General features: G+C 52.8%; 19 protein-coding genes and 1 pseudogene. 10 read left to right on the forward strand and 10 right to left on the reverse strand.

Annotated features, from left to right (window positions below):
* The 3 genes and pseudogenes from ACVBEF_RS15010 to ACVBEF_RS15020 all read left to right on the forward strand — a co-directional run.
* A pseudogene (locus ACVBEF_RS15010) lies at nt 1-202 on the forward strand (dihydroxy-acid dehydratase); the annotation flags it as partial.
* Nucleotides 203-384: 182 nt separating this feature from the next.
* A complete protein-coding gene (gene araD1, locus ACVBEF_RS15015) occupies nt 385-1,380 on the forward strand; it encodes an AraD1 family protein (RefSeq protein WP_447124749.1) in 996 nt (331 codons plus the stop codon).
* A gap of 45 nt (nt 1,381-1,425) precedes the next feature.
* Nucleotides 1,426-3,003 (forward strand): aldehyde dehydrogenase (NADP(+)), encoded by a 1,578-nt coding sequence (locus ACVBEF_RS15020; protein ID WP_447124750.1) that lies wholly within the window; start codon nt 1,426-1,428, stop codon nt 3,001-3,003.
* 59 nt (nt 3,004-3,062) lie between these two features.
* Here the strand turns inward: ACVBEF_RS15020 and ACVBEF_RS15025 are convergent, their stop codons facing one another.
* The 3 genes from ACVBEF_RS15025 to ACVBEF_RS15035 are packed head-to-tail and all read right to left on the reverse strand — an operon-like array spanning nt 3,063 to nt 4,180.
* Nucleotides 3,063-3,539 (reverse strand): EamA family transporter, encoded by a 477-nt coding sequence (locus tag ACVBEF_RS15025; RefSeq protein WP_447124766.1) that lies wholly within the window; start codon nt 3,537-3,539, stop codon nt 3,063-3,065.
* Nucleotides 3,540-3,579: 40 nt separating this feature from the next.
* Nucleotides 3,580-3,885: a HigA family addiction module antitoxin gene (locus ACVBEF_RS15030; protein WP_447124751.1), complete on the reverse strand. Its 306-nt coding sequence runs from the start codon at nt 3,883-3,885 to the stop codon at nt 3,580-3,582.
* A gap of 16 nt (nt 3,886-3,901) precedes the next feature.
* Nucleotides 3,902-4,180: a type II toxin-antitoxin system RelE/ParE family toxin gene (locus tag ACVBEF_RS15035; RefSeq protein ID WP_447124752.1), complete on the reverse strand. Its 279-nt coding sequence runs from the start codon at nt 4,178-4,180 to the stop codon at nt 3,902-3,904.
* Nucleotides 4,181-4,906: 726 nt separating this feature from the next.
* On the opposite strand from ACVBEF_RS15035, the gene ACVBEF_RS15040 reads away from it, so the two are divergent.
* A complete protein-coding gene (locus ACVBEF_RS15040; RefSeq protein WP_447124753.1) occupies nt 4,907-5,701 on the forward strand; it encodes a GNAT family N-acetyltransferase in 795 nt (264 codons plus the stop codon).
* A 280-nt stretch (nt 5,702-5,981) separates the two neighbouring features.
* On the opposite strand, the gene ACVBEF_RS15045 is transcribed toward ACVBEF_RS15040, so the two are convergent.
* The 5 genes from ACVBEF_RS15045 to ACVBEF_RS15065 all read right to left on the reverse strand — a co-directional run bounded on the left by ACVBEF_RS15045 (nt 5,982) and on the right by ACVBEF_RS15065 (nt 16,056).
* Entirely contained in the window at nt 5,982-7,466 is a 1,485-nt protein-coding gene (locus tag ACVBEF_RS15045) for an efflux transporter outer membrane subunit (RefSeq protein ID WP_447124754.1), read from the reverse strand.
* Between the two features lie 11 nt (nt 7,467-7,477).
* Nucleotides 7,478-10,699 carry an efflux RND transporter permease subunit gene (locus ACVBEF_RS15050; protein WP_447124755.1) on the reverse strand — a complete coding sequence of 1,074 codons (3,222 nt, stop codon included), beginning with the start codon at nt 10,697-10,699 and terminating at the stop codon, nt 7,478-7,480.
* A gap of 17 nt (nt 10,700-10,716) precedes the next feature.
* Nucleotides 10,717-13,845 carry an MdtB/MuxB family multidrug efflux RND transporter permease subunit gene (locus ACVBEF_RS15055; RefSeq protein WP_447124756.1) on the reverse strand — a complete coding sequence of 1,043 codons (3,129 nt, stop codon included), beginning with the start codon at nt 13,843-13,845 and terminating at the stop codon, nt 10,717-10,719.
* 44 nt (nt 13,846-13,889) lie between these two features.
* Entirely contained in the window at nt 13,890-15,314 is a 1,425-nt protein-coding gene (locus tag ACVBEF_RS15060; RefSeq protein ID WP_447124757.1) for an MdtA/MuxA family multidrug efflux RND transporter periplasmic adaptor subunit, read from the reverse strand.
* 202 nt (nt 15,315-15,516) lie between these two features.
* On the reverse strand, nt 15,517-16,056 hold the full coding sequence (locus tag ACVBEF_RS15065) for a Spy/CpxP family protein refolding chaperone (protein WP_447124758.1): 540 nt from the start codon (nt 16,054-16,056) through the stop codon (nt 15,517-15,519).
* Nucleotides 16,057-16,284: 228 nt separating this feature from the next.
* On the opposite strand from ACVBEF_RS15065, the gene ACVBEF_RS15070 reads away from it, so the two are divergent.
* From ACVBEF_RS15070 to ACVBEF_RS15085, 4 genes are all read left to right on the forward strand, one after another.
* Nucleotides 16,285-17,016, forward strand: coding sequence for a response regulator (locus ACVBEF_RS15070; RefSeq protein WP_447124759.1), 732 nt, complete (start codon nt 16,285-16,287; stop codon nt 17,014-17,016).
* Nucleotides 17,013-18,395, forward strand: coding sequence for an ATP-binding protein (locus ACVBEF_RS15075; RefSeq protein ID WP_447124760.1), 1,383 nt, complete (start codon nt 17,013-17,015; stop codon nt 18,393-18,395). Before ACVBEF_RS15070 ends, ACVBEF_RS15075 begins: the two co-directional genes overlap by 4 nt.
* Nucleotides 18,396-18,437: 42 nt before the next feature.
* Nucleotides 18,438-18,707, forward strand: coding sequence for a type II toxin-antitoxin system RelE/ParE family toxin (locus ACVBEF_RS15080; RefSeq protein WP_447124761.1), 270 nt, complete (start codon nt 18,438-18,440; stop codon nt 18,705-18,707).
* 138 nt (nt 18,708-18,845) lie between these two features.
* Nucleotides 18,846-19,205 carry a HigA family addiction module antitoxin gene (locus ACVBEF_RS15085; RefSeq protein ID WP_447124762.1) on the forward strand — a complete coding sequence of 120 codons (360 nt, stop codon included), beginning with the start codon at nt 18,846-18,848 and terminating at the stop codon, nt 19,203-19,205.
* Between the two features lie 111 nt (nt 19,206-19,316).
* On the opposite strand, the gene ACVBEF_RS15090 is transcribed toward ACVBEF_RS15085, so the two are convergent.
* Both ACVBEF_RS15090 and ACVBEF_RS15095 read right to left on the reverse strand, forming a co-directional pair.
* Nucleotides 19,317-19,817, reverse strand: a complete 501-nt coding sequence (locus ACVBEF_RS15090; RefSeq protein ID WP_447124767.1) for a glycine zipper family protein — start codon at nt 19,815-19,817, stop codon at nt 19,317-19,319.
* Between the two features lie 67 nt (nt 19,818-19,884).
* Nucleotides 19,885-20,253, reverse strand: a complete 369-nt coding sequence (locus ACVBEF_RS15095) for a hypothetical protein (protein WP_447124763.1) — start codon at nt 20,251-20,253, stop codon at nt 19,885-19,887.
* A gap of 379 nt (nt 20,254-20,632) precedes the next feature.
* Between ACVBEF_RS15095 and mgrA the strand changes: the two genes are divergently transcribed.
* Together mgrA and ACVBEF_RS15105 are read left to right on the forward strand one after the other, a co-directional pair.
* Nucleotides 20,633-21,667 (forward strand): L-glyceraldehyde 3-phosphate reductase, encoded by a 1,035-nt coding sequence (gene mgrA, locus ACVBEF_RS15100; protein ID WP_447124764.1) that lies wholly within the window; start codon nt 20,633-20,635, stop codon nt 21,665-21,667.
* A 97-nt stretch (nt 21,668-21,764) separates the two neighbouring features.
* Nucleotides 21,765-22,249: hypothetical protein (locus tag ACVBEF_RS15105; protein WP_447124765.1), on the forward strand; the 485-nt coding region annotated here is incomplete at its 3' end.

Consider the following 22,249-nt stretch of genomic DNA (forward strand, 5'->3'; position numbering starts at 1 on the left):
GCGTTTGCATCTCGATATCAGCGACGCAGAAATGGCCGAGCGCCAGATTGCACGGGCCGCTGTGACAGAGGCTACGCCACCGGCGATGAAGGGCGGTTATCAACAACTGTATATCGACCGTGTATTGCAGGCCGATGAAGGTTGCGATTTCGACTTTCTGGTTGGTTGCCGCGGTTCTGCTGTGCCTAAGCATTCACACTAGGACGTGCAGAGATATAAAGTTTGTGAAGCACACTAATCCCGTTCGGACTGAGTAGGCACGCAGTGCCGTATCGAAGAATTGCTGAAGCATGCAACTACTTCGATACGCCCTGTCGGGCTACTCAGTACGAACGGGTTTTTTGAACTCAAGGGTCAACACCCCCGAACAAGATCGGATTCATCATGTTACTAGTTCAATTTAAACAGCCCGATAACAGCCGCCGCATCGGCGTGCTGGAAAACGATCATCAGCAGATTCGTCTGATCGATGGCTACGCTACAACCTATGCCTTGGCCCAGGCAGCGATTGCCCAAAAAACGTCTCTGAAAGAATTGGCGACGCTGGCACTCAGTGCAACATCGGAGGATTACGCAACCGTCGCAGCCGAAGGGCGGTTACTTGCCCCCTTGGATCACGCCGACGATGCGCATTGCTTCGTCACCGGTACTGGTTTGACGCATCTGGGCAGCGCCGACGGTCGCGATGCGATGCATAAAAAAGTCAGCGATGTAGAGACCCTGACCGACAGCATGAAGATGTTCAAGATGGGCCTTGAAAACGGCAAACCGGCGGCAGGAAAATTAGGCGTGCAGCCGGAATGGTTTTACAAGGGCGACGGTTCCATCGTGCGCGCTAACGGACAAGCGCTGACCATGCCGGATTTTGCGCTGGATGGCGGGGAAGAGCCCGAATGCGCCGGGCTGTACATCATCGGCGAGAATGGCGCGCCGTATCGTCTTGGCTTTGCGATTGGGAATGAGTTTTCGGACCACGTCACCGAGCGTCAGAATTACTTATACCTGGCCCATTCCAAGTTGCGTCAGTGCTCGATTGGCCCGGCGTTGCTGCTGGGAGAGTTGCCAGCGCATGTGGAGGGGATGTCCCGCATTCGCGATAGCGCCGGTGCGGTACGCTGGGAAAAACCGTTTCTGAGCGGTGAAGATAATATGTCGCACACCATCGCCAATCTGGAATATCACCACTTCAAATATCCCCTGTTTTGCCGCCCGGGTGACGTACACGTGCACTTTTATGGCACGGCGACACTGAGTTGCGTGGATGGGATTATAGTGGCTGAGGGCGAAACTTTTGAAATCGATGTGGCTGCATTTGGTCCACCATTGCGCAATGTCCTTGCCGTGCAAAAGCTGGCGCAGCCGGTGATTCATCAGCTTTGATGTATTTGAATATTTAAAAAGCTGCGCATAGCGGCGAAGGAAATCATGAGCATTACAGGTCAGGCGCTGATTGGCGCCAATAGCATTACCGGCGACGGCGCAGCATTTTCGGCATTTAATCCGACGCTTGGCGCAGACATTGCGCCCGTTTTTCATACCGTCAACAACGTACAAATAGATCAGGCTTGCCGCCTCGCGCAGCAGGCCTTTGACGCTTATCGCGCAACCGATCCGGAAACACGCGCACGCTTTCTGGAAACCATCGCGCAAAAAATACTCGATCTGGGCGAACCCCTGATCGCCCGTGCAATGGCCGAAAGCGGCTTACCGCAAGCGCGTCTGGAAGGTGAGCGTGGTCGCACGGTTGGACAATTAAAACTGTTTGCTGAAGTCCTGCGCGAAGGTTCCTGGATGGATGCGCGCATCGATCCGGCTATGCCAGAGCGCAAGCCGTTGCCGCGTGTCGATCTGCGTCTGCGCATGATTGCACTGGGACCGGTTGCCGTATTTGGCGCGAGTAATTTTCCGCTGGCGTTTTCAGTTGCCGGTGGCGATACCGCCTCTGCCCTGGCTGCAGGTTGTCCGGTTGTGGTCAAGGCGCATCCGGCCCATCCCGGTACCTCCGAGCTGGTTGGCCGCGCCATTCAACAGGCAGTCGCAGAGTGCAATTTACCGGAAGGCGTCTTTTCTTTACTCACTGGTATTGGTAATGACCTCGGCATAGCGCTGGTGCGTCATCCGGCGATCAGTGCGGTCGGCTTTACCGGCTCGCGTCAAGGCGGTCTGGCGTTGATGGCGGCCGCTGCTGCACGTGTGCAACCGATTCCTGTCTATGCAGAAATGAGCAGTATCAATCCTGTGTTCATGCTGCCGCACGCATTGGCGGCCCGTACTGAGACGCTGGCGACCGATTTTGTTGGCTCGCTGGTGCTGGGTGCAGGGCAGTTTTGTACTAATCCGGGCATCGTCGTTGGTTTAGCGGGTGCGGATTTTGAGCGCTTCACTGCGCTTGCGACGACTCAACTGGCACAGCGCACAGCGACGACGATGTTGAGTGCTGGTATCCACGGCGCATACCAAAAAGGCGTTGGCCGTCTGGCCGCGAATCCCGCTGTGCAGCAATTGGGGCAGGGCGTAGGCGTGGATGGCGCATGCAAAGCCGTTCCAGTGTTGTTCGCTGCCAGCGCCGCCGATTTTCTGGCCGACGCGCACTTGTCGGAAGAAATTTTCGGCCCGGCATCGCTGTTAATTACTTGCACCGATCACGCGCAAATGCAGCAGGTTGCAGAGCATCTGGAAGGTCAATTGACTGCCACGCTGCAAATGGATGAGGGCGACTACGATGCCGTGCGCGGCTTGTTGCCGATACTGGAGCGCAAAGTCGGTCGAATTCTCGCCAATGGCTTTCCTACCGGTGTCGAAGTATCGTATTCGATGGTGCACGGCGGACCGTTTCCATCAACTTCCGACGGTCGCAGCACCTCCGTCGGTAGCGCTGCGATATTAAGATTTTTGCGGCCGGTGTCGTATCAGGATTTGCCGCAGCAACTGTTGCCTGCGGCGATTTTGGATACGAATCCGTTGGGGATTTGGCAGCGGGTGAATGGGCAGTTGGTGAGATAACAATTTGGTAACGTCACTTCTGTGACGTTACCAAATCAAGTATTTAGCCTGCAACAGATTCAGAACGCAATAATCACAACCGATCCTGCAACGATCAGCGATCCGCCAATGGCGATGGGCCACGTCAGCGCCTCACCCGCAAATAGCAATCCCAACACAATGGCAAAAGCCACGCTCAGTTTGTCGACAGGGGCGACTTTTGACACCGGACCGATCTGTAGCGCGTGGTAATAGCACAGCCAGGAAAGTCCCGTGGCGATGGCAGACAATGCCAGAAACAGCCAATTAGATGCGCCAATGAGCGCCGGTTTTTGCCATTCTTCGCGCCAGGTAACGATAGCGGCAATCACGCACAGAATAATGACGGTACGAATAAACGTCGCAAAATTCGAATTGATCCCGACCACACCAAACTTGCCAAAGATCGCCGTCAGCCCTGCAAAAAATGCCGAGCCAAGGGCATATATTTCCCAGCCGGAGCGCAGATTCATTATTGACTCTCCCTGATGTCGTTCTGTTGCGCGATGGATGCGTATTTTTTACATGACGGCCTGGCAAGGCTGCATGCATTTTTCTTTAGGCTGGACGCACTTCCAATGGACGGATACGCCCTTTGATTTGCGGCAGAAGATTAGCCTCGGCCATGCGCAGATCATATTCGGACTGCAGATTGACCCAAAACCGCGCTTCCATATTGAAGTAGACCCCAAGTCGCATAGCGGTATCAATGGTGATGGGACGATGTTTGTTGACGATCTCGCTGATCCGGCTCGTTGGTACATCGATATCCCCGGCCAAACGCGTATTCGTGATGCCCATCGGCTTGAGGAACTCTTCCATTAAGATTTCCCCCGGGTGAATTTCTTCCAATTTCTTAGTCATTTTTTGCTCCTGTTTTCTAGTGATAGTCCACAATTTCTACCTCATATACACCGTCATCATCCCAGCGAAAACAAACACGCCATTGCTCGTTGATGCGGATACTGCATCGGCCTTTTCGGTCTCCGTGTAGCAGTTCCAGACGATTCCCCGGCGGCACTTTCAGCGTCTCAAGGAGTGTGGCTGCATGCAGCATAAGTAGCTTACGTCTGGCGACTCTTTCGATATTTTTGAAGCGTCCTACGGCGTAGCTGTTAAACAGCAGCTCTGTTTCTTTGCATGAAAATGAACGGATCATATTTGATGAATAGTGTAGTCTGAGAAATGGATTCCGTCAAACAGAATCCCTGAGAGGGAATATGTTGTGATGGTAACTCAGGTTTTTCCTCGGGAATATATGCAAACATCTTAACTTCGCCTGGGACATATCCAGAGATGGTGTGAGAGTCTTGTGTAGTGCAAAGCCACCGAGATGCCAAGCGTGAGTGGATATTTAATCAGCCGTTCCGGTCGTTTTTCTTCGTCGATATTGTGATGCATCAACGATTACCGCGCCACGCAGGATGCGTGGCTTGTCATCATCCGGCCTTACACCTTGAGCTTCGATAGACGTCAATCAATCGATGACAAGTCACAGTGGTGCGGATCGAAATCTTCTCCGATCCATTCTTGTATTTCGCCATGTAAGGGTCTTTAGTCCGATTTCTTTGGTACCAAATTTTAAGATTTTAATGAAGCGATTGAACGATTTTCATAACTCTGCGCCCATCTGAATCGGGTAATCTTTTATACATCCTCGTAAGTTCAAGCATTGTTATTAACCGGCATCAAAATTCTGCTTTCTCTTCCTGATCATGCAACCTTACTTAAGTAATACGGTTTGATTGTTTTTAATTGTTGTGTCTTCACGATTCTTGTCGTGAGTCTATGTGTAGAAATGATGGAAAATTAAAGTTGGATGTGAATTATCACTTTTATATATTATTATTTATTAAGTAAAAATTAAATTAAATATATCTATATTATGAGTAAATTAGGCATTAATTCAGAGCTGATATTCCATAGGTTAAATGGAGCTGTTGAAAACTATAATTTATATACGATGATTAAAACAAAAAGTTGTCCTGATTCTTATTATGGAAATTGTTTGTTATTAAGTGACTCGCCAAATATTAAAGATCTTATTTCACTTGAAATTGATTTCCAATCCTTAATTGGAGGGTTGCCAGAGATTAGTCATAAATTTTTTATATGGCCTTTAAATTCTGATGAGGTATTTAACCCGTCGGAATTTATTAAGTATGGGTACGAGTATAGTGAAAATATAGTTTTATCAGTATGTGCGCATGATCTTATTAATCTGAAGAAGATTAATAATGTTGATATTCATATTTTTTCTTCGGAGAAAGATTGGAAAAATTGGGAAGAGATGTTAATCAGAGATAACGAAAATTATTTTCCGGAAAATGAATATCACCAGTATTTGGCATACCAGCGACGAATCTACCAATCGTTAACTGATGCCAATCGAGGAAGTATGTGGGGCGGTTATTTGAATGGGAAGCAAGTTGCAAGTTTAGGTCTGTTTTTTGATGGGAATATTGGGCGATTTCAATCAGTTGTGACAGATCCTTTGCATCGTAATAAAGGAATTTGTAAAGCGATGGTTCGATATGTATCTCTACAAGGACTTTCTCGGGTAGATCGACTTATTATGGTCGCAGATAAAAGTCAGCATGCTTTACTTCTTTATAAATCGCTTGGTTTTAAAGAGATTGAAAGATATGGAAGCATGCTTTGGTTATCGAATAAAAGTTAGTGGCTCTGAATTTATTTTTATAATTATTTTTGCCATTATTCAGTACTCTGTTTGTATATAAATAAGTAAAAAATGATGGATGTTAAATATTTTAAGTAAGGCTGCATAATTGTTTAGACCAGGCACCCCGACGCAGACAGTACGACTGTACGGCCAAGCGGGGTAACGATGTATAAACGATTATGCGTCTTACTTATTCCATATGCTTTGCGGTGCGAGTGTAAGACCGAAATACAGTGAGCCAACCATTCACTTTCCACCTTATTCATATCGACACTATCTATTCCACCATCGCCTTACCGCCATTATTCACCGCCACATCCCCCGGCAACTCAGCCCGATCCCATCCCCCGCCCAGTGCAGCAATCAACAGCACACTCGCCGCCATACGCCGATTCAAAATACTCAGCGCCGTATTTTCAGCGCTTAGCGCCGTCGCTTGCACGGTCGCTACGCTGGTGTAGTTGACCAGACCGGCTTTGTATTGATTGAGGATCAGGGTCACTGCCAGACGCGCCGATTGCACGGTGTCGTCTTGGACTTTTGCTTCTTCTTCCAAGATCCGTAGCGCGGCCAGATTGTCTTCGACTTCCTGAAAGCTGGTCAGCACTGCTTGTTTATAAGCGGCCACCGTGCCGTCGTAGGCGGCGATGGCCTGATTGGTTTGGGCTTTGCGGGCACCGCCGTCGAAAATGGTTTGTGCCAGCGCAGGACCGAGCGACCAGACGCGACTTGGCAGGGTGAGCAAGTTGGCGATGTTGTTGCTCTCAAAGCCGCCCGATGCCGCTAGCGTTAATGCGGGGAAATATGCCGCCTTGGCGACGCCGATCTGGGCATTAGCTGCTGCGGCTAAGCGTTCTGCCGCGCTGATATCGGGACGTCGTTCCAGCAGCGCCGAAGGGATGCCGGTTGGAATGACCGGGACCACCGCCGCCAGTGGCGCAGGGGCGATGGAAAACGTGGAGGCTGCCTGACCCACTAGGAGGGCAATGGCATGCTCGGTTTGCGCCCGTTGTACGCCTAGATCAATGAGTTGGGCTTGTGCTGACTTAAATTGGGTTTGCGCTTGAATCACATCGGATTGCGCGACGATGCCAGCTGTGTATTGATTTTTAGTCAGTTGAAAGGATTTTTGATACGCGGCGACGGTGTCGGTGAGCAAGTTTTTTTGCTCGTCCAGTATCCGTAACATCCAATAGTCCTGCACCAATGCCGATTGCGCACTGAGTCGTGCGGCTTGCAAGTCGGCGGCGCTGGCCTGTGCGCTGGCTTGATTCGATTCGACTGTGCGTCGCACGCGGCCCCACAGATCGGGCTCCCAACTGGCGTTGAGTCCTAGCGAACTGGTGGTGGTCGCAGTGCCGCCGCTAGTGCTGTTGGCGCTGGTTGCGGTACTGCCGCTGCGAGAGCTGGTGCCGGATCGGGTCAGGCCGGCACTCGCGCCCACTGTGGGGAAATAGGCGGCGCGGGCAGACTGGACCAAGGCGGCGGCCTGGCGGTATTTTGCTTCGGCCTGGGCCAGATTCTGGTTGGAGATGTCGATCTGATGAATCAGTGAATTGAGTAAGGCATCGTTATAGATTTCCCACCAATGGTCGCTTAGGGCGATGGCTTCGTGGTCGCATGGTTCGGCGACTTTCCAGTCTTTCGATTCCTTGAAAGCGCTTGGTGCGTCAATCACGGGGCGCACGTAATCCGGCCCGACTGCGCAGGCGCTTAACAAGCTGACGAATGCTGCCGATATCAATACTTTGCTGTGTTTCATGTCAATTCCATTTAAATATTTACTTCTTCTGCGTCGTCAGGATAGCCACCATGACGGTTGAATTTTGCTTTCCACCACAGACTAAAACGGTCCAGATACAGATACACCACCGGCGTTGTATACAGCGTCAGCAGTTGGCTCACGATCAATCCGCCGACAATCGAAATCCCCAGCGGCGTGCGCAATTCAGCGCCATCGCCGCGTCCTAATGCCAGCGGGATTGCACCCAGCAGCGCTGCCATCGTCGTCATTAAAATTGGACGGAAACGCAGCACGCAGGCTTCAAAGATCGCGTCGCGTGAGGACAGTCCGCGGTTGCGTTCGGCGTCGAGCGCGAAGTCGATCATCATGATGGCGTTTTTCTTGACGATACCGATGAGCAAAATGACGCCGATCAAGGCAATCAGGCTGAAGTCGGTTTTGGTCAGCAGCAGCGCCAACAACGCGCCCACGCCAGCCGAAGGCAGAGTCGATAGGATAGTCAGCGGATGAATATAGCTTTCATACAAAATCCCCAGCACGATATACACCGCCAGTAAGGCCGTTAAGATCAGCATCGGCTGGCTGGCCAGCGAGGATTGAAAGACGTTGGCAGTCCCGGCGAAAGTACCGTGCACGGAGGTCGGTACGCCGAGCCTGCTCATGGCGTTGTTGATCGCCAGCGTGGCCTCAGACAACGATCCGCCCGGTGGCAGATTGAACGAAATGGTAGAGGCAATAAACTGGTTTTGATGATTCACCGATAAGGCCGTGCTAGTCGCCTCAAAGTGCGCAAACGAGGACAACGGAATTTGCGCTTCGACGGCGGTGGAGAGCGTTTGGGCCAGCGATGAATTGGAGGCTAGCTGGCCGTTCGCGGTCAGTGCCGGTGGCGTGCCGAGGGCGGACGTGGTGGGCGAGAGATTGGCATTTTTCGGGGTAATACTGACATAGGTTTTATTGAGGATTTCAGGACTTTGCCAGTATTCCGGAGCGGCTTCCATGACGACGTGATATTGATTCATGCCGCTATAAATGGTGGATATCTGGCGCTGCCCAAACAAATCGTTGAGTGAAGAGTCGATCAATTGCGGAGTCACGCCGCTGCGGATGGCGGTCTCGCGGTCGATCACCAACGAGGTCTGCAAGCCTTTATCATTCTGGTCGGTATTGACGTCGGTCAGTTCCGGCAGGGCGTCTAGCGCGGCGCGGATTTTGGGTTCCCATAGACGTAGTTGAGTGAGGTCGTCCGATTGCAAGGTGTACTGATATTGCGCATCGCTGGAACGTCCGCCGACGCGGATATCCTGCACCGATTGCAAATATAGGTTAGCACCGGGGACGTGGCTGAGTTTACCGCGTAGACGGGCAATGACCAGATCGGCGGAGAGTGTGCGCACCGAGAGCGGCTTGAGAGTAATAAACATCATTCCGCTATTACGTCGGCTGCCACCGGTGAAGGCGATGACATTTTCGACATCTGGATCTTGTTTGACGATCGCCACAAAGGTATTCAATTTAGTCTGCATGGCCTGAAACGAAATCGCCTGATCGCCCTGAATCCCACCGATTAAGCGACCGGTATCTTGCTGCGGGAAAAAGCCCTTGGGAATAATTTTATATAGATGAATGTTGAGCGCGATAGTGGCGATCAGGATCAATATCATCAGCGGCGCAAAGCGCAAGGCCCAGGTTAGCGAACGTTTGTAGCCGTTGAGCATGCCATCGAAAATCTTTTCGGTAGCATTAAAAAAGCGTCCTTGTTTGCGCTGCGGTTCGTGCTTCAACAGCCGTGCGCACATCATCGGCGTGGTGGTCAGCGAGACCACCAGCGAGACTAAAATCGCCGCCGACAACGTCACGGCAAACTCGCGGAACAAGCGCCCGACGATGCCGCCCATGAGCAAAATCGGAATGAAGACGGCGATGAGTGAAATACTCATCGACAGCACGGTAAAGCCGACTTCACGCACCCCTTTGATGGCCGCGTCGTAGGGTTTCATGCCTCGTTCGACATGGCGCGAGACGTTTTCGAGCACCACAATCGCATCATCGACCACAAAGCCGGTGGCAATGGTCAGCGCCATCAGGGACAGATTGTCGAGGCTGTAGCCGAACAAATACATGATGCCAAACGTCCCGATGAGCGAGATCGGCACGGCCACCGTCGGGATCAGCGCGGCGCGTGCATTGCGCAGAAATATGAACACCACCATGATCACCAGCGCAATCGACATCAAGAGCGTGTGCTCGGTGTCGCGCAGCGAGGCGCGGATGGTCGGGGTGCGGTCTACCGCGACGTTGAGATTGATGGCGGCGGGGATCGAGGCCTGTAATTGCGGTAGCAGGGCGCGCACATTATCGACCGTCTGAATAATATTGGCACCCGGTTGCCGACTCAGAATCACCAGCACTGCCGGTTTGCCGTTAGCCGAACCGGCGTTGCGCAAGTCGGCCACCGAATCGACGACGGTGGCCACATCCTGGACGCGGATCGGTGCACCGTTGCGATAAGAAACCACCAGCGGCATGTATTCGGCGGCGGTTTTGGCTTGATCGTTGGCATAAATTTGCCAGTTTTTATCGCCGTCTTCGAGTAGCCCTTTGGGGCGATTGGCGTTGGTGGCGGCGACCGCCGTGCGCACGTCCGCGCTACCGATGCCGTATTTATTTAGTGCCGTCGGATTGAGTTCTATCCGTACTGCCGGTTGCGAGCTGCCGCCAACATTGACGCTGCCGATACCTTCAACTTGCGAGAGCTTCTGCGCCAGTATGGTGTCGGCGGCGTCATACATCTGACCCTGCGTCATGCTGTCGGAGGTCAACGACAAAATCATCACCGGCGCGTCAGCCGGATTGACTTTGCGATAGGTCGGGCTGCTCGGCATGCCGCTGGGTAACAGATTGCGGGCGGCATTGAGCGCCGCCTGCACATCACGGGCCGCGCCGTTGATATCGCGGCTCAGATCGAATTGCAGTGTGATGCGAGAGGAGTTGAGCGAGCTTGAAGAGGTCATCTCCGTGACCCCCGCAATCGAACCGAGTGCGCGTTCCAGCGGGGTGGCGACGGTGGCCGCCATGGTCTCGGGACTGGCACCGGGCAAGGATGCCGAAATCGAAATCGTTGGGAAATCGACTTGCGGCAAGGGCGACACCGGCAATAGTTGAAACGCCACCAGACCGGCTAAGGCCACGCCGATCGTCAGCAAGGTGGTGGCGATCGGACGCTGGATAAAGGGAAGCGAAATATTCATAGGATCATTCGCTGAGATTAAGGCCGCACTGGTTCGGTACTGATGCCATCGTCATCCTGATCGGTGCTGCCAAAACGCGCTTTGAAACGGCGCGACAGACGATCGAAAGCCAGATAGATCACCGGCGTGGTGAACAGCGTCAATACCTGCGACACCAGCAAACCGCCCACCATCGTGATACCGAGTGGTTGCCGTAACTCAGAGCCAACGCCGCTGCCGAGCATCAACGGTAACGCGCCCAGCAACGCCGCCATGGTGGTCATCAAAATGGGCCGGAAGCGTAGCAAACAGGCTTGATAAATCGCCTCACGCGGGGCTAAGCCTTCGTTGCGTTCTGCGTCGAGCGCAAAGTCGATCATCATGATCGCGTTCTTTTTGACGATACCAATGAGCAAGATGATGCCGATGATGCCGATGATGCCCAGATCGTTGCCCGAAATCATCAGCGACAACAATGCGCCCACGCCTGCGGAGGGTAGTGTGGAGAGGATCGTGATCGGATGGATATAGCTCTCATACAGCACGCCAAGGACGATATACATCGTGATAATGGCGGCCAGAATCAGCCACAGCGTATTACTCAAAGAGGCTTGAAAGGCTAGCGCTGCGCCCTGAAAACGGGTCTGGATGCTGATCGGCAAGCCGATTTCCTGCTCGGCGGCGCGGATCGCATCCACGGCTGCGCCGAGGGACGCGCCGGGGGCAAGGTTGAACGAAATCGTCGTGGCAGGAAATTGCCCGATATGGTTGATCACTAGCGGGGAAGTGCGCTCAGTGACTGTTGCGATGCTGGAGAGCGGGACCTGTTTGCCGCTGGCGGCGACGAGGAAAATACTATCGAGCGCAGCCGGGCCTTTTTGAAATTCGGGCTGAACTTCCATGACTACGCGGTATTGATTCGATTGAGTATAAATCGTCGAAATCAGGCGTTGGCCGAAGGCGTTATAGAGCGCATTGTCAATCGCGGCAGTGGTCAGGCCTAAGCGTGAGGCGGCGTTGCGGTCGATCTGAATATAGGCTTGCAAGCCCAGGTCCTGCTGGTTGCTGGCAACGTCGGCCAGATCAGGCAATTGTTGTAGTTTGGCGATCAGTTTTGGCACCCATTGGGTGAGTTCTTTACCATCGGCGTCTTCAACGCTGAATTGGTATTGGGTGCGGCTAACGCTGTCTTCGATGGTCAGGTCTTGCACCGGTTGCATATAAAGCGTGATGCCGGGGACCTCACGCGCTAAGACCGGTTGCAAGCGCCGGATGACGTCGGTGGCGCTCACCGAGCGGCTCTCGTGCGGTTTGAGATTGATCAGAATGCGGCCGCTGTTGAGCGTGGTATTGATGCCGTCAACGCCGATGAAGGAGGACAAACTCTCGACCGCAGGGTCTTGCAAAACGACTTTGGCAAGCGCTTGCTGGCGTTCTGACATAGCGCCAAAAGAGGTCGATTGGGTGGCCTCTGAAATGCCTTGAATGACGCCCGTATCCTGAATCGGAAAGAAGCCTTTGGGGATGAAAACATACAAAATCACGGTTAATGCCAGCGTGCCGAAGGCGACGACTAAGGTGGCGCTTTGATGTTCCAGCACCCATTCCAGCGCTTTGCCGTAACGGGCAATGATGTTGTCAAAAAAAGCCCCGCTTTTGCGATAGAACCAGCTTTGTTTGGCTTCTGGCGTGTGGCGCAATAACTTGGCGCACATCATCGGCGTGAGCGTCAGCGAAATGAAGGCTGAAATCAGGATGGCGACGGCTAAGGTAATCGCAAACTCTCGAAACAGACGGCCAACCACATCGCCCATAAACAGCAAGGGAATCAGCACGGCGATGAGGGAAAACGTCAGCGAAATAATCGTGAAGCCGATTTGCTCGGCGCCTTTTAAGGCGGCTTGCAATGGCTTCATGCCTTGCTCGATATAGCGTGAAATATTCTCGATCATCACAATCGCGTCATCGACCACAAAGCCGGTGGCTATGGTGAGCGACATCAGGGTCAGATTGTTGATCGAGAATCCGGCTAAATACATCACCCCGAAAGTGCCGACCAGTGAGAGCGGCACGGCCACGCCGGGGATGATGGTGGCGGGGACGTTGCGCAAAAAGATAAAGATCACCATCACGACCAGTACCACGGCCAGCATTAATTCAAATTCAACGTCGCGCACCGAGGCGCGGATGGTGGTGGTGCGGTCGGTCAGAATCTTGACGTCAATTGCGCCGGGCAGCGTGTCTTGCAGACTGGGCAGGATTTTTTTGATGCTATCGACCACGCCGATCACGTTGGCACCCGGCTGGCGCTGGATGTTGAGGATCACGGCGGGGGCATTGTTGGCCCATGCTGCAAGACGAATATTTTCCGCATCATCGACCACATTGCCGATATCGGAGACTCGAATTGGTGCACCGTTTTTATACGCAATGATCAGGTTGCGGTATTCGTCGGCGTTTTTGAGCTGATCGTTGGCGTCGATGGTCGAGGCTCGCGTGGGGCCGTCGAAACTGCCCTTGGCCTGATTCACGTTGGCGTTGCCGATGGCGGTGCGGATATCGTCCAGATTCAGGCCTAGTGCGGCGACTGCACGCGGATTGAGTTGCATCCGTACTGCAGGCCGTTGACCGCCGGACAGGCTGACTAAACCGACCCCGGGAACTTGCGAGATTTTTTGCGCTAAGCGGGTGTCGATCAGATCCTGGACTTTGGGTAGCGGCAGCGTTGCAGAGGTAATCGCCAGCGACAGAATCGGGGTATCGGCAGGATTGACTTTGTTATAAATCGGCGGCGTCGGCAGGTCGCTCGGTAGTAAGTTGGTCGCGGCATTGATCGCGGCCTGGACTTCTTGTTCGGCAATATCGAGACTCAGATCGAGACTAAATTGCAGCGTGATGACCGACGCGCCGCCAGAGCTGGTGGACGACATTTGATTGAGCCCCGGCATCTGGCCGAACTGGCGTTCTAAGGGCGCAGTGACCGAGGAGGTCATGACGTCGGGGCTGGCCCCGGGATAGAGCGTGACGACCTGTATGGTCGGATAGTCGACTTCTGGCAGGGCCGAAAGTGGCAGCTGTTTGTAGGCGACGATACCGGCCAAAAAGATCGCCACCATCATTAAGGTGGTGGCGATGGGCCGGAGAATAAACTGACGTGATGGATTCATGCGCTGGTGGCCGTGGTGTTGCGTTGATTGTGCGTGCGTCGTGATTACGGTTGCTGCGTTGGCGCGTGTTTGTGCTTGGTACTGGCGTCGGGGCTGCTGGTGGTGGTACTAGCACCAGCACTAGCGGAGGCCGCAGCATCCTGCTCAGCCGGACGGCGATGGCCGTGTTTCTGCTTGCTGGTCGGGTTTGCCGCATCGCCAATAGCGCCGCCTGCACCACGTTTGACCGGTTCAACTTTCGCCCCTTCGCGTAACTTATCGACGCCATCGACGACGACGACTTCACCGGGCGCTATGCCCTTTTCGATGGTGGTGTTTTGGTCTTCGACGGGACCGGCGCTGATGGGCCGGATGGTGACGGTTTTGTCTGGCTTGACGACATACACAAACAAGCCGTTATTGCCGCGCTGAATGGCGGCGCTGGGGATGACGGTGGCGTTTTTGCGGGTCTCGAGCAGCATCTTGACGTTGACGAACTGGCTTGGGAACAGGGCGTAGTCGGTGTTTGGAAACACCGCTCTGAGCTTGACCGTGCCGGTGGTGCTGTCAACCTGATTGTCGATGGTGACTAAGGTGCCGTCTGCGAGCTTGTTGGCCTGGGCTCGATCCCAAGCTTGGGCGGGTAAGGTTTTGCCGGCCTGAATTTGTTTCATGACGGCAGGAATATTGTCTTCGGGAATGCTAAAAATGGCGGTGATCGGTTGCAATTGGGTAATGATGACTAGCCCGGCAGCATCTGAAGAATGGACGATATTGCCCAAATCGACTTGCCGTAAACCGAGGCGTCCGCTAATCGGTGCGGTCACGCGGGAATAGGTAAGTTGTAGACGGGCATTGTCGAGCGTACCCTGATCGGTTTTGACGGTACCGGCGTATTGCTTAACCAGTGCGGCTTGGGTATCGACCAATTGGCTGGCGATGGAGTCTTGTGCCAGGAGTGTCTGATAGCGTTTTAAATCGATTTGGGCGGCGTTGAACAGCGCGGTGTCGTGGGCAATCTGGCCTTCGGCTTGGGTTACTAATACCTGATAAGGACGCGGATCGAGTTCAGCTAGCAAAGCGCCGCTTTTAACGGTCTGGCCTTCCTGGAAATGGAGCTTCATTAATTGACCATCAACCCGGCTTTTGACGGTGGCGGTGGCTTCGGGAGTCACGCTGCCAAGTCCGGACAAATAGATGCGCACATCGGCAACTTGCGCGCTGGCAACGCCGACTGGCATGGGAGTATCAGGACCGCCGCCGCCATTACGGCGACTACCTTTGTTGGCACCGCCGTTTTGACTGATCCCAGCTTTTTGCGCATCGGCTGGCTGGCTATTGCGACCCCAGTAGAAATACGCCCCTGCGCCTAAAACAACGATCAACAATAACCAGCGCCAGAGATGGGATGACCCGGAGCGCTTATCTTGCGTCGCCTCCGGTGTGGGAGGCAGGGAATGTTGATCGTTCGGTGGTGGAGTCGGGTTCATCGCGGGCCGCAAGTCAGTGTGGGATGTATAAATTGGTGAAGTGTAACGAGTAATGTTTGGCTGCGTAATGATTGATTGAAAGTATTGCAAACTGTTGTAGAGATGACTTGCGCAAACGTTCTATGTCAAAAGCCTCGGCAATACTGCCCGAGGCTTTTGATGTATTTTTAATATCTTAATCGAATGATTAAAAAAAGATTATTTAACCTTTAGGGGCACCCATTTCGCCGTCTTTCATACCGTCATGCCCACCCCAATGACCGCGATGACCACGGTGTTCGTGGCTAAATTTCTGGTCAAGCACTTTCTGCTGTTGCGGGGTCAGGACTGCATAGAATTGCTTCAAGGCCGCTGCCCGCTCAGTCATCATAGCTTCCATTTTTTTCATGCGTTCGATGCGGTGATCCATGCGTTGGGGAGCAGTTTGCTTTGCCCATTCTTCTTTGCTCGGGCGCTGCATTGGCATATCAGAAGATTTTGGCTGCATTTGGCTGATGTAGGTTTTCCATGCGCCTTCTTGTGCCGGGGTGATTTTTAATGCGTCATGCAGTTTGGCCTGGCGCTTTGCCATCTTTTCGGCGAATTTGGTGCGTTGTTCAGGGCCAGGTTGATGCATGGCTTGCGCGACAGGTGCGCCATCCTGTGCCGGGGCCGGGGCATTTTGCGCATAGGCATTCATCCCGATGGCGCTAATTCCCATCACGGCGATAGTGGTTAACAGTTGTTTGCGAAGCTGAAACATGATGAATCCTTTCAATGGAAAATTGAGCAGCACATTTGCATAGAACACTGCATAGGAAACATTAAACCGCAGTCGTGTATCAGCGATCTTTCGTTTTGGCATCGATTTGTAACGCTGTGTATGAGACGGTCCCCGCTTTGTATCGCACTGTATCGAGAGCGTTGCTTGAGATGCAAATATACAAAATTAGCGTCGCCATTGCCGTCATCCGTTGCCATAATCTGGCACATGGATACTACTGCTCAAATATTGGTGGTCGATGACGACCGCGAAATTCGTACTCTGCTGGCGGAGTATCTCGACGCCAACGGTTTGCGCACCTTAACGGCGAACAATGGCGTGGAGATGCGTCGGGTGCTGGCCGAGGCGCGGGTTGATCTGATCGTGCTGGACTTAACTTTGCCGGGCGAGGATGGCCTCACGCTATGCCGGACCCTGCGCGCCCATCCGACTTATTTCAACGTTCCCGTGATTATGCTCACCGCCAGAGGCGAGCCGCTCGATCGCATTCTCGGGCTGGAAATGGGGGCTGACGATTATTTGTCGAAACCGTTTGAGCCGCGTGAATTGTTTGCGCGCATTCGCAGCGTGTTGCGACGTACGCAGGCCTTGCCGCCGAATATGGCGACCTCGGCGGCGCAGCATATTCAGTTTGCCGGTATGACGCTGGACCTGATTGCGCGCCATTTGATCAATCGTGACGGCGTGGTGGTGGCTTTGTCGGGCGCTGAATATCGAATACTCAAGGTCTTTCTGGATCATCCGAATCGGATTTTGAACCGTGATCAATTACTGGAGCTCACGCAAGGCCGCGAAGCCGATCCGTTCGACCGTTCTGTGGATATTCAAATCAGCCGCTTGCGCCAAAAGCTGGGCGACGATGCGCGTACGCCCAGCATTATTAAGACGGTGCGTAATGAGGGCTATGTGTTGGCAACGTCAGTGTCCGTCGATACATGAAGAATTTTTTCGCATCGGTTGCCAATCGGGTATTTCTCATTCTGCTTGCCGGCATATTGGTCGCCGCCGCCACCACGAGTTGGTTGGCGGAGAACGACAGGCGCAACGCTTTTCGTGAGCTTTACGATTTTCGGATTGCCGAGCGGGTCGAGCAAATCGTTCTCTCGCTTGATGAAGCGAGTCCCGATATGCGGCAGGCGGTGCTGGAGGCGAGTGAAAACTTTGGCCTGGAAGCCAGTTTGGCGGCCGATACCGACAATATTGTTTCTGAGAATGGCTCCCTTGCTGAGCTGTTAAAAACCCGACTCGGAAACGCACGTCAAATTGTTGTCTCGCGCCAGCTTGGTTGTAATTTGCGCATTGGCCGAGGACACGGTCTTGAAGGTGAGGCGCAATCGCGTCGCGTCGATGAATGTCAGGTGGTCTATGTCAGTCTGAAAGATGGCGCGTTGCTGAAGTTGAAGTTGCGGATGATGCGCGATCCGGGCCTGCGTGGTCGTCCGCCCGGCTTACCTTTTGTCGCTTTGTCGCCTTATCTGGCGTTGTTTTTGGTATTAATCGGCGTCCTTGCTTTTGTGGTCGCCAAAATGACAGCACGCCCGATCAAGGGACTGGCAGAAGCCGCATCCGCGCTAGGCCGCGATATTGACCGTCCGCCACTGCAAGAAGTCGGACCGACCGAAATCCGTCAGGCTGCCAGTGCGTTCAATGCGATGCAAGCGCGGATCAAACGTCAAATCCAGCATCGCACCCATATGCTGGCAGCCATTACGCATGATCTGCAAACGCCATTAACGCGGTTGCGGCTGCGCCTTGAGAAGGTCAGCGATGCCGCGTTGCGGCAGAAATTGATTGAAGATTTAGCGGTCATGCAAGACATGGTGCGCGAGGGGCTGGACCTGGCACGCAGCATGGATTCCGCCGAAGCGATGCAATTGCTGGATATCGATTCGCTGCTCGATAGTGTCTGCGCCGATGCAGCGGACGCCGGGCAGGACGTCACGCTGACCGGGCAGACCCGGGCGTCTATCATGGCGCAGCCCAATGCCTTGCGCCGTTGCTTCATCAATCTGGTCGACAATGCCGTCAAATACGGACATTTTGCGCGGCTCGACATCATGCGCGATGGGATAGGCGATCAAAGTTGTATCGTTATTCGGGTCCGGGACGGTGGTGCCGGGATTCCCGAGGATCAACTGGCGGCGGTGTTTGAACCGTTTTTCAGACTGGAGACATCGCGTTCACGGGACACCGGCGGGACCGGATTGGGGCTGACGATTGCGCGCAATATTGCAGAGAATCATCGGGCTACGCTGGTGTTGCGCAATCATCCTGAGGGGGGATTGGAAGCGGTTTTACGGTTGCCGGTGAAGGGGTAGTATCGTTTGACGTTATTAACGTGTTACGTTATTATTTGTCGCATGCCCATACAATCATTTAGAAACAAGGAAACGGCTGCTATTTTCGATGGACAGGAAGTAAGGAAACTCCCACGCGAAATACAATCGTTGGCAAAGATTAAGTTGAACCTGATCGACGCTGCAAAGCTGAGTGATGATTTACGCGTGCCACCAGGAAATATGCTTGAAAAGTTGACGGGGAAACGAAAGGGGCAGTGGAGTATCCGCATCAATCGTCAGTGGCGCATCAGGACTTACGCAAAATCGCCCCAGCGGCGTTATCCTTCCTAGCCTTACGTTCGTAATGTCTTCGTCAGTCTGCCTTGCCAGGACGTTTTTGCGTAAGTCCTATTGTTTTGATTTCGATGACGCCACGGGTAATGCTGCCAATATTGAAATCTGTGATTACCACTAGAAAGGTGGATAACAATGACTATTAACCGAAACGATCTTCACACCCTTGATTTTTCCGATGTAACGACTGGCAATGCCATTAAGGCGGTGACGCCGGGTCAGATTCTGAAAACGGAGTTCTTAGACCCTATGGGCATTACGCAGTATCGGCTGGCAAGATCAATAGAAGTACCGCCGCAGCGGATCGGCGCGATCATTTCGCATGGCCGGGCGATCACCGCCGACACAGACTTACGGCTGTGCCATTTTTTCAAGTTGTCGGATGGGTTTTTCTTACGGCTGCAAGCCCAGCATGATCTGGAGGTTGCGCGAGCAGTCTTGGGGAATACATTGGAGCACATGCCGTACTACGAAGAGTTTTTAAACGCTGCCTGATTCAGCCGGAAGAAACATCGACTATCTCTTTACTGCATCAAAATAGAAAAAGCCTGCTTCTGATATCAGAAGCAGGCTTTTTTACATCAATTTCAACCATTTATTTCTACTTCAAGGCCGGTAGTCGGGTGGAGCATTGTTATAACCAGGTTGCGGCGGGTAATAATCCTGCGGCACCGGGGAGGGCGCATATTGACGACGATTGTCAGCATAGCCAGCCGGGACCGGTACCCGATTTCCCTTTGCATACATACATTGCGTGTAGACATTGTTGTACTGGCGTTGCATGCCAGCACCGCTACGGTTAGCGTTGTTGCTGGCCGCGGAGCTGCCGACCAACAAACCACCACCAGCACCGATGGCGGCACCAGCCCCGGCACGACCGCTTGCTGCACCGATCAATGCACCGACGGTTGCACCAATTAGCGTCCCGGCAACCGCAGTACCGGTGGCACTATCCGCAGTGGCCTGCGCTGCGTTAGGGCCTACACGGTCTTGGGCATATTGATGGCAGGCCATGTCATCGTTACGGAATTGGTCGTAGCTTTTACCCGTGCCTGGCATTGCCATCACGTTCGGGCCGCTTGGTACGCTGACGCAACCGCCGAGCATGACGACTGCTGCTGCGGCCAGAATTTTCAATGGTTTATTGACGATATTCACGATGAGCCTCTTTTTATTATCTTGGTTGTGCGTTATCGGGTACTACTTTGAGCCAACCTTTAGGACAGCGCGGCACGTCTGGGTAGTAGCCCTGTGGATTGGAGCAGTAGTACTTGAATTCGGGGGCGGCATCGCTACGCTCGATGTAGGTTTGCGGCTCCGGCGCAATATAAATCGGCTGCGGCGCGTAGTACACCGGCGGCGGTGGGTAATAAATCGGTGGCGGGCCGTAGAAATACGGATCGCCTATGGTAATGCCAACACCCACACTGGGTCCGTAGAAGTCGCCGCGACCGTAATACCCGCCCCGTCCCCATGCGTAACTAGCGCTGCTCGCTGCAATCAGTGTTATTGCAGTTAATGCCAACAGAATAAATTTTTTCATGATTCGTATTTCCCTTGTTCTGGTTCTTACATCAGTTTCATTGTTTATTGCATTACTAATTGCAATATTTACACCACCGTACTTAATAATAATTCGCTCTTTTACGTGCGACCAAGATAAGTTACTTTCGGTTTCAAATCCTGTGGTTCAAGATAAAAATTGACACAATCTTTCGGCGGAAAAAACGCCGTTTTCTATTGCTGAAAGAGCGGTCGGAGATACTCATTTATACAAATAATGAATATTACAAAAACGGTATGATGTTGTTTCGTTTAAATCTTAAATGCGCATAAAGATAAGGAACTTAGCTAGCAATAAAAAATCAATATTGTTCTCTGTCAGCTAATTGTTAAAACAAAAAACCAGGAAATATCACATCATGACTTATCACGCAGCAAACAATCGTTACGAACAGATGCAATACCGCTTTTGCGGCCGTAGCGGATTAAAACTACCGCTATTGTCGATGGGCCTGTGGCACAACTTCGGCGACAGCACCCCGCTGGCGCTGCAACGCGAGATGGTACACACCGCATTTGACCACGGGATTACGCATTTCGATCTGGCGAACAACTATGGGCCGCCGTATGGTAGCGCAGAAATTAATTTCGGACGGATTCTGAAAGAAGATTTAAAACCCTACCGCGATGAATTGATTATCTCTACCAAAGCCGGTTGGGATATGTGGCCAGGTCCGTACGGGCAGGGCGGCGGTTCGCGCAAGTATGTACTAGCCAGTCTTGACCAAAGTTTGCAGCGGCTGGGGCTGGACTATGTTGATATCTTTTATTCGCATCGGTTTGATCCTGAAACGCCGCTCGAAGAAACCATGAGCGCCCTGGCAACAGCGGTGCAACAGGGAAAAGCGCTGTACGTCGGCGTGTCGTCTTATTCACCAGAAAAAACGCAAGAAGCGGCGAGTTTACTGCGTGAGTGGAAAATCCCGTGCCTGATTCATCAGCCTGCCTACAACATGTTTAATCGTTGGATCGAGAAAGGATTGCTAGACGCGCTGGAAGCCGAAGGCATGGGCTGCATCACTTTCACGGCGTTAGCGCAAGGTCTGCTCACGGATAAATATCTCAATGGGATTCCTGCGGATGCACGGGTCAATCGGGCCGGTGGCGGATCGCTGCAACAAGCGCATCTGAGCACAGAAAATCTGGCGCGTGTCAAAGCCTTGAATGCAATCGCCGAGACGCGCGGTCAGAGTCTGGCGCAGATGGCGTTGGCCTGGGTGCTGCGGGACCCGCGTGTGACGACGACCTTGATTGGCGCCTCCAGCCCGGCGCAGATTGTAGAAAATGTGGCCGCCTTGAGACGTCTCGATTTTACTGCCGTGGAATTGGCGGCGATTGATGTACAAGCGCAAGAAGGCGGCATCAATTTGTGGGAGAAGTCGTCGCAAGGATAAGCAGTACGGTCGATTTTGTTCTCTGTGGATGCTTCATTTGACGGGCGAGGCATTCACAGCGATTTCTTCATATTTTTTAAAAAGAAAGGATCATAGTATGGCGACAGTTATTTCCAGTTTTGTTCCGCTTCCCACGATCTATGAAGGAGTGGCGACACTATTGCCCAACGAAATCAGGAAACCGAGTCAGTCTATCGATGCGTTAGATCTCGCCTCATTAAAGAAGCATCCAGAAATAATGAATCAGGCAATGGCCCAATATATCGGCGTCCATGTTCTCAATATTCTTCGTCAAACAGTTGTCGGTACAGAGGAAGAAATTGCACAATTATCAGATGAAGCAAGGGATGTGTTTGAGGCATTGAACGCGTATATTCCGACAGGAAAAGTACCTGAAAAAGCGGACTATCCAGCCAACGGTGTCATGGATGGACTCATTACCTATTTGGATACGACTCAGGAAGTATGGTTTGATGCGCCAGAATGTCCGGATCCAGCGTTAAAAATAACCAGAATTTCGCAATTGAAGATCTGTACCGGGAAAACATATTTGACAACGGAACAAATGCGCAACAATCGTGG

Source organism: Glaciimonas sp. GG7, assembly GCF_052976905.1.